Consider the following 8121-nt stretch of genomic DNA (forward strand, 5'->3'; position numbering starts at 1 on the left):
TCGAGGCGACGATCTATTGCACAATCGGCGTTTCAACGCAGAGCGCTTCTAGGCCGGGGCCTTCTCCTTGCGCTCGGAGTAGGCCGCTTTCAGCTCACCGAGCTCCTTGGCGTATTTTTCGTGGGCCGCCTCGCGCAGCTTGGGGATGTGGTAGGCGGGGAATAGGTCGTTGTCGGGGCGGTAGTCCTTGAGGACCTGCTTGGCGACCGTGACCTTGTGCACCTCGGTCGGCCCGTCGGCGATGCCCATGACCAGGCTCGAGGTGACCATGTGCATGAACGGCATCTCGTTCGAGACGCCGAGCGCGCCGTGCAAGTGGGCGGCCTTGGTGGCGATGTCGTTATAGACCTTCGGCATCATCACTTTGATCGCGGCGATGTCCCTGCGCACGAGGTTGTAGTCCTTGTGCTTGTCGATCAGCCACGCGGTCCGCAGGACCATCAGCCGGAAGCTTTCCAGCGCGATCCAGCTTTCGGCGATGTCGGATTGCACCATCTGCAGGTCGGCGAGCTTGCCGTCACGGGTGGTGCGGCTGACTGCGCGCCGGCACATCAGGTCGAGCGCATTCTTGCAGGCGCCGACAGTGCGCATGGCGTGGTGCACACGCCCGCCGCCAAGGCGCACCTGAGCGATCACGAAGGCCGCGCCGCGTTCCCCCAGCAGCGCATCGTAGGGCAGGCGCACGTTGGTGTAGCGGACGTACCCCTCGTTGCCCCCGCCGATCTCGCCGCCGCCGCCGACGGCGACATTGCGGACGATCTCGACACCGGGGGTGTCGGTGGGAACCAGGAAGATCGAGGTACGGCGGTAGGGGTCCTTGGCGTCGGGATCGGTGACGGCGTAGAGCACCAGCACCTTGGAATACCGAGCATTCGTGGAGAACCACTTCTCGCCGTTGATCACCCACTCGTCGCCGTCGAGCACCGCGCGGGTCTTGAAGGTCAGCGGATCGGAGCCGCCTGTGGGCTCGGACATCGAAAAGGCCGATCGGATCTCGCCGTTCAGCAACGGCCAAAGATACTTCTCCTTCTGGGCGTCGGTGCCGTAGTGGGCGATGATCTCGGCGTTGCCGCTGTCCGGCGCCTGGCAGCCGAAGACCGTGGGCGCGAGGCCATTGCGGCCCAGCTTCTCGTTCATCAGGCCGAGCTTCAGCTGCCCGTAGCCCTGGCCGCCCAGTTCCGGACCCAGATGGCAGGCCCACAGGCCCTGGTCCCGCACTTTCTGCTGCAGCGGCCGAATGAATTTCTCGCGGCCGAGCGGGCCGTACACCGCCATGCCCAGATAGGAGAGCGGCTCGACCTCCTCACGCATGAAGTCCTCGATCCAGTCGAGCTTCTTCTGGAACTCCGGGTCGGTCTCAAAATCCCAAGCCATGACGAGTCTCCCTAGCGCTGTGATTGTTCGAAATGGCGGTATGTTTCCGCCTTCGGTTCATTATCAAACGCTTGTTCGACATACGCAACGGCGCTTGTGGAATGGCCCAGAGCACCACACCAATTGGGCATGCCAAGACGCACCGCCCTTGCCTTGCTGATGTTCGTCGCCCTGGCGGCGACCAGGCCCGCCTTGGCCCTCCCGCCGGCGCCGCCGCCGGCCCTCGAAAGGCTGCTTGGCCAGTACGGCGCACCCGGTTTCATCCTGACGATCTACGAGGACAAGGGCCGCCTCTACGCCGACGCGCCGACCATCCACAGCTCGCCGCTAATCCGGCGCGGCTCCGGCTATGCCGTCGAGTTGCAGAACGGACAGCGAGGCGCCCTCGACTTTGACGCCGGGGGACGTGCTCAGGCCGTATTTCTCATGGGTCTGCGTCTGCCGCGGCGCGATTTCGGGGCCGAGGCCGTCGCCGCGATCCAGGCGAAGGTGAAGGCCGATCCGGCGAAAGTCCGAGCTGCGGCGCTGGCGGCCTCGCCGCCGTCAGAGACCGGCAAGCGGCCCGCCGACCTGGTGGAGCTGACGACGGTCGACAAGAGGATCAGGCTCGATATCCGCTACGCCACGGCAAACAATTTCATGGGCTTCCCGCTCTATGAACGCGCCGGCGCCTACCTGCAGCGCCCGGCCGCCGAGGCGCTGGGCCGGGTGCAGGAGGCGCTGGCGGCGCAAGGCTACGGCTTGCTGATCCACGACGCCTATCGGCCGTGGTTCGTGACCAAGATGTTCTGGGACGCCACACCGCCTGAGGACCACGTCTTCGTCGCCGATCCGGCGCAGGGCTCGCGGCATAACCGCGGCTGCGCGGTGGACCTGACGCTTTACGACCTGAAGAGCGGCAAACCGGTCGAGATGACCGGCCGCTACGACGAGATGTCCACACGCTCCGATGCCGACTTCGTGGGCGGCACGAGCAAACAGCGCGCGCTCCGCCGGATCCTGCGCACGGCGATGGAGGCCGAAGGTTTCACGGTCTACCCGCAGGAATGGTGGCACTTTGACTACAAGGACTGGCCGCAATACGCCGTCGGCACGGCGACATTCACCGAGCTGGCCGCCCGCCGCTAGAACTTGCCGCCTCGCCCCTCGCCGGCAGCGAACCGGGCCGCGCCTTCTTGCGCCTGCCCGGAGCGCAGGGTCTCCATGCCGAGTGCGATCTCCGCAGCCGTCGCCTGATCCCAGTCCAACGACCACTGGCCAAGCGCGGAGATGCGGTCGTTGCGCATGCAGAGCTGGGGAAAATCGGAGAGCCGCGCGGCGAGTTCCAGCGCAGCGGCCAGAGCTCCGCCTTCAGGCGCAAGGCGGTTGGCGAGGCCGATCTGGTAGGCCTCCTCGGCCGCCACCGGCCGTCCGGTGAGGATCAGATCCATGGCCCTCGAACCGCCGATCAGCCGCGGCAGGCGCACTGTGCCAAGGTCGATCAGGGGCACGCCGAACCGGCGACAGAAGACCCCAAACACCGCGCCCTTGGCGGCGACGCGCAGATCGGCCCAACAGGCCACCTCCAGGCCGCCCGCCACGGCATGACCCTCGATCGCCGCGATTACCGGTTTGCCGAGCGTCAGCCTGGTGCAGCCCATCGGTCCCAGGTCGCCGTTGCGATGCACCGGATTGCCGCGACCTTCGGCCACACCCTTGAGGTCGGCCCCCGCACAGAAGGTCCCGCCGCGGCCCTGGAGCACGGCGACATCGACCGCGGGGTCCGTATCGAAGGCCTTGAAGGCGTCGTAGAGCTGCCGCGCGGTCGGCCCGTCCACGGCGTTGCGGGCATTGGGCCGTTCGATGGTGACGACAAGGGTCTTGCCGCGGACTTCCGTGCTGACGGTCTGCATTCTCGCCTCCTGTCGCGTCGCATCGTCAGGCTTGCGACCACGCGAAATGCAAGGGCAAAAGGATCGGATAGCCGGAGGCGCGTTCCATGAGCAAGACCAGGTCACACGGGTTCTCGAGCGAGCGCCTGGCGCGCATCGATCGCTTCCTGACCGAAAAATACATCGATCCCGGCCGCATGCCGTGCGCCCAGGTGCTGGTCGCCCGCAAAGGCGAGGTGATCCACCAGAGCGTGGTCGGCCTGCGTGATGTCGAACGCGGCGTGAAGCTCACCGATGACACGGTTTTCCGCATCTATTCCATGACCAAGCCGGTCACCTCGGTGGCCCTTATGACGCTCGTCGAGGAGGGCCTGATCGCCCTCGACGACCCGGTGACCAAACACATCCCGGCCTGGAAAGACCTGGGCGTGTTCGCCGCCGGTGTTGAACCCGCGTTCCTGACGACGCCGCCCGCGCGCCCGATGCAGGTGGTCGACCTCTTGCGCCACACCTCGGGCCTGACCTACGGCTTCCAGAACCGCACCAACGTCGACGCCGCCTACCGCAAGCTGAAGCTGGAGGAGTTCAACGGCGGCCACGACCTTGCGGGCTTTGTCGAGGCGCTGGGCAAACTGCCGCTCGACTTCTCGCCGGGCGAGGCCTGGAACTATTCCGTCGCAACCGACGTCGTCGGCTACCTCGTGCAGAAGATCGCCGGCAAACCCCTGGGCGAGGTGCTGCATGAGCGGATCTTCAAGCCGCTGAAGATGATCGATACCGGATTCTTCGTCCGCGCTGACCAGCGCTCGCGCCTGGGCGCCTGCTACAACGCCACCCCCAAGGGCGGACTGAAGCTGCAGGACGACCCGCAGACCAGCACCTACCTGAAGCCGCCATCTCTTGAATCCGGCGGTGGCGGCTTGGTGTCGACCGCCGCCGACTACATGCGTTTCGCCAACATGCTCGTAAACGGGGGCGAACTCGACGGCGCGCGCATTCTGTCGCCGATGACCGTGAGGCTGATGGCGTCGAACCACCTGCCCGGCGGCAAGGACCTGACCGAGCTCTCCCGGTCGCTGTTTTCGGAGAGCACCAATGCTGGCGTGGGCTTCGGCCTGGGCTTTGCTGTGGTGTTCGATCCGCCGAAGACGCTCGTGCCGTGCAGCCAGGGGGAATTCTATTGGGGCGGGGCGGCGTCGACGGCGTTCTGGGTGGACCCGGTGGAGCAGGTGACCGTGGTCTTCATGACCCAGCTCTTGCCGTCCTCGACCTATCCTATTCGGCGGGAGCTTCGGACTTTGGTCTACTCGGCTCTGATGGAGACGCGTTCGCAACGGCCTGGCGCCTGATCTCCTCGTCGGTGATCGCCTCGCTCTCGTCCATCATCGGTTGGCCAAGACCGGTGTCGGGGGCGTCGGCGCTCGGAGTGACGTTCAGCATCCGCGCCTTGCGCCAGCCGCCCCATCGGTAATAGGCGCCCGCCAGCACCAGGGTCGTCAGGCTGCCCACCGGGAAACTGATCCAGATCGCGTCGGCGCCAAGGTGCGGCTCCAGGAGTATCGCCAGGGGCACCCGCACCCCCCAAAGCGAGATGACCATGGCAAGCAGCGGTGGCCAGACCGCGCCGGTGGCCCGCACGATGCCGGAAAAGATGAACGCCACCCCGAACGGGATGAAGCCCCAAAGCACTATCGAGTTGATATGCACCGCGATCGGCAACGACGGGCTGGTGGACGGCAGGAAGGCCTGCAGCACCCAGGGATCGGTGAGCTGCAGGATCAGGATGGGGACACCCGTGAAGAGGACGGCGTAGCCCGCCCCGATCAACGCCACCCGCTCCACACGGTCCATCTTTCCGGCGCCCACGTTCTGGGCGGCCATCGACGAGACGGCCGCGCCGAGCGCCATGGCGGGCATCTGCACATAGGTCCAGAGCTGGGAGGCCGCGCCATAGGCGGCCGAAGTGTGCACGCCATAGCGGTTGACGAAGCTCAGCATCGTAACCGCCGCCAGGCTGATGACCATCATCTGCACGCCCATCGGCGTGCCCTTGGTGAGCAGGGTTCGGATGATCCCCAGGTCCGGCAGCAGCAACCGCCATTCGCTGGGCCGCAGCACGAGGATCGAGCGCTTGCGGTACAGATGGATGACCATCATCGCGAGCGTGAAGGTCTGGGCGATCAGGGTCGAGGTGGCCGACCCGGCGATTCCCATCTTCGGGAACGGCCCGATCCCCATGATCAGCAGTGGGTTGAGGACGATGTCGAGCCCGACTTGCAGCAGCGCGAAGTAGAACGGCGTCCGCGAGTCGCCGGTCCCGCGCTGGGCCATCATCACGAAGTTGAAGAAGAACATGAACGGCATCGCCGCGAAGATCACGCGCAGGTAGGCGATCGCATCGATCCGCGCCGCGGCAGGCGTGCGCATCGCGTCGAGGATGTGCGGGGTGAGCGCCCCGCCCGCAACGCCGATAAGCACCGAAACGAGCGCAAAGAAGCTGCTGGCGGTTCCGACGACCCGGCGCGCGAGCGCTTCATCGCGCGCGCCAACCGCCTGGCCGATCATAATGTTCGCGGCCATAGTGATGCCGAAAGCCGCGCCCAGCATCATGAAGAAGATCTGGTTGGCGTTGTTGGTCGCCGTGAGCCCCGCCTCGCCCAGCACGTGGCTCACCCAGAAGGCGTTCGCCGAGCCGTTCAACGACTGCAGGATATTGGACCCCAGCACCGGCATCGAGAAAACGATCAGCGTCTTGCCGATCGGGCCGGTGGTCAGGTCGGGCCCACCCTGGCGGCCGCCCGGACGGCCGGGCCCGCTTCCCAGTGGAGGCGTCTTCGTTCCGGCGGTGTCTGTGCTGGCCGTCACGCCGAGTTAGCTCCCCAAAGGCGCATTGCCTGCGCTGCCGACCTCAAACGGCCGTTTATCCCCCGGGGATAGCCCTCAAGCCCGGCGAGGCAAAGCGTCGGTTTTTCACCGGCGGCGGAAAACCGGGCAGGGAGCTTTCGCCTCAGGCCGTGGCGAGCGCGCTTCTCGGGCGGCTGTAGGCCAAATAAACCACCACGCCGACCAGGTTCCAGACGGCGAAAAAGATCATCGTCTTCGCCGAAAGGCTCGTGAACAGATAGATGCAGCCGGCCACGCCGGCCGGGCCCACCACCCAGATCAGCGGTGTCTTGAAGGGGCGGGCCAGGGCCGGCATGCGCCGCCGTAACACCATCACCGCGATCGAGGTGGCGATGAACGCCGCAAGCGTCCCGGCGTTCGCAAGCGAGGCGATCTGGTCGAGGGGAGTGATCCCGGCGATGACCGCCGCGATCAGGCCCGTGAGCAAGGTCACGGCGGTGGGCACGCCGCGACGGCTGACGGCCGAAAGGCCCCGGGGCAAGAGGCCGTCGCGGGCCATGGCGAAGAAAACGCGGCTTTGACCGAACATGAACACCATGATCACCGTCGGCATGGCGATAACCGCAGCGCCCGCGATCAACGACGCGGCGACGGGTCGGTTGAGCTGCCGCAGCACGAAAGCCAGCGGCTCCGGGCTCTTGGAGAAGACGTCGAAGGGTGAAGCGCCCAGCGCGCAGGCGGCGACGACCATGTAGATCAAGGTGCAGATGAGCATCGATCCGACGATACCGATCGCCAGGTCCCGGCTTGGGTTCTTAGCTTCCTCGGCGGCGGTGGAGATGGCGTCGAAGCCATAGAAGGCGAAGAAGATGATCGCCGCGGCGCCCATGACGCCATACTTCCTGCCGTCGATCTCATGGGCCCCGAAACCAAACGGTGCGAAGGGATGGAAGTGGGCCGCATCGAAGCTCGGCAGGGTGAACGCGACGAAGGCCGCAAGCGCCAAGAGCTTGATGATCACCAGGATGAAATTGATCGTGGCGCTCTCCCGCGTGCCCACCAGCAGCACCCCGGTGACCACCAGGGCGATGAAGATGGCTGGCAGATTGATAACCCCGCCGGCCCCCGAAGAGGCCAGAAGGGCGTCTGGTATCGGCCAATGCGCCTGGTGGATCAGGCCCGCCGCGTACCCCGCCCAGCCGACCGACACGGCGCTACAGACCAGGGTGTATTCGAGGATCAGGCTCCATCCGACCACCCAGGCGATCAGCTCGCCGAGCGTCATGTAGGAGTAGGCGTAGGCGCTGCCTGCCTGGGGACTCAAGCTGGCCATCTCGGCGTAGCAGAGCGCAGCGCAGGCGCAGACCGCGCCTGCGACCGCAAAGGAGACGATCACCGCCGGCCCGGCGAGGCCGGCCGCCACGCCCGTGAGGGTGTAGATGCCGGTGCCGATGATGGCGCCGACCCCCAGCGCCACCAGATGGTACCAGCTTAGCGTCCGCTTCAGATGACGCCCGGAGTTGGCCGGCGCAGCGGCCTCGACCGGCTTCCTGCGTGTAACGAAGTTCATGAACCACCCCCGCCGCTCGTTCGAGGGCACCATGGCCGCTCCCCGGAACCTCTGCAAATCCGCTGGTCGCTGTTTTGAGCTACGCAGCGGCCCTGCTGTCCGGCGCCTGCTTCGCCCGGGCCCGTTTCACGCGAGGCTTTCGTCCCGCGCCGGAGCGTTCCTCTCCACAGGCTGTCACCGCAGAGCTTGCGGCCGGTCGTTCGAGATTTCGCGCGGCGTTGAGGTCGCGATCGGCCGCATAGCCGCAGGTGTCGCATGTGAAGATCCGCTGCGACACCGCCGGCCCGGCCTTGACCGAGCCGCAGCAGGCACAGGTCTTGCTCGAGGGAAACCATCGGTTGGCGACGACGACGGCCGCGCCGGACCGCCGCGCCTTGTAGTCGAGCCGGCGGGGGAACGCGTGGAAGCCGCCATCCAGGATCACCCGCGCCAGGCGCAGGTTGGCCGCCAGGCCGCGGACGT

Annotated in this window: 7 protein-coding genes; 2 read left to right on the top strand and 5 right to left on the bottom strand. The window is 66.4% G+C overall.

Annotation, left to right across the window (positions count from 1 at the left end; genetic code table 11):
* Window positions 1–48: 48 nt before the first annotated feature.
* The gene (locus tag VGI62_RS02480) at window positions 49–1374 is read right to left on the bottom strand and encodes an acyl-CoA dehydrogenase family protein (protein WP_331502808.1); all 1326 of its coding nucleotides are present in this window, start codon (window positions 1372–1374) and stop codon (window positions 49–51) included.
* A 129-nt stretch (window positions 1375–1503) separates the two neighbouring features.
* Here VGI62_RS02480 and VGI62_RS02485 point away from each other — a divergent pair, with 129 nt between their 5' ends.
* Window positions 1504–2502 carry a M15 family metallopeptidase gene (locus VGI62_RS02485; RefSeq protein WP_331502809.1) on the top strand — a complete coding sequence of 333 codons (999 nt, stop codon included), beginning with the start codon at window positions 1504–1506 and terminating at the stop codon, window positions 2500–2502.
* On the opposite strand, the gene VGI62_RS02490 is transcribed toward VGI62_RS02485, so the two are convergent.
* Entirely contained in the window at window positions 2499–3266 is a 768-nt protein-coding gene (locus VGI62_RS02490) for a crotonase/enoyl-CoA hydratase family protein (protein WP_331502810.1), read from the bottom strand. The genes VGI62_RS02485 and VGI62_RS02490 overlap by 4 nt on opposite strands.
* Before the next feature lie 86 nt (window positions 3267–3352).
* Here VGI62_RS02490 and VGI62_RS02495 point away from each other — a divergent pair, with 86 nt between their 5' ends.
* Window positions 3353–4594 carry a serine hydrolase domain-containing protein gene (locus VGI62_RS02495; RefSeq protein WP_331502811.1) on the top strand — a complete coding sequence of 414 codons (1242 nt, stop codon included), beginning with the start codon at window positions 3353–3355 and terminating at the stop codon, window positions 4592–4594.
* Here the strand turns inward: VGI62_RS02495 and VGI62_RS02500 are convergent.
* The 3 genes from VGI62_RS02500 to VGI62_RS02510 all read right to left on the bottom strand — a co-directional run.
* Complete coding sequence (locus VGI62_RS02500) at window positions 4521–6110, bottom strand: MATE family efflux transporter (protein ID WP_331502812.1); 1590 nt, start codon at window positions 6108–6110, stop codon at window positions 4521–4523. The two genes, VGI62_RS02495 and VGI62_RS02500, sit on opposite strands and share 74 nt — an antisense overlap.
* A gap of 142 nt (window positions 6111–6252) precedes the next feature.
* Window positions 6253–7659, bottom strand: coding sequence for an amino acid permease (locus VGI62_RS02505; protein WP_331502813.1), 1407 nt, complete (start codon window positions 7657–7659; stop codon window positions 6253–6255).
* A gap of 79 nt (window positions 7660–7738) precedes the next feature.
* Window positions 7739–8121 (bottom strand): transposase (locus tag VGI62_RS02510; protein WP_331502814.1); only part of this gene is annotated, 383 nt, incomplete at its 5' end.

This window comes from Phenylobacterium sp. (assembly GCF_036495085.1).
Classification (GTDB): domain Bacteria; phylum Pseudomonadota; class Alphaproteobacteria; order Caulobacterales; family Caulobacteraceae; genus Phenylobacterium.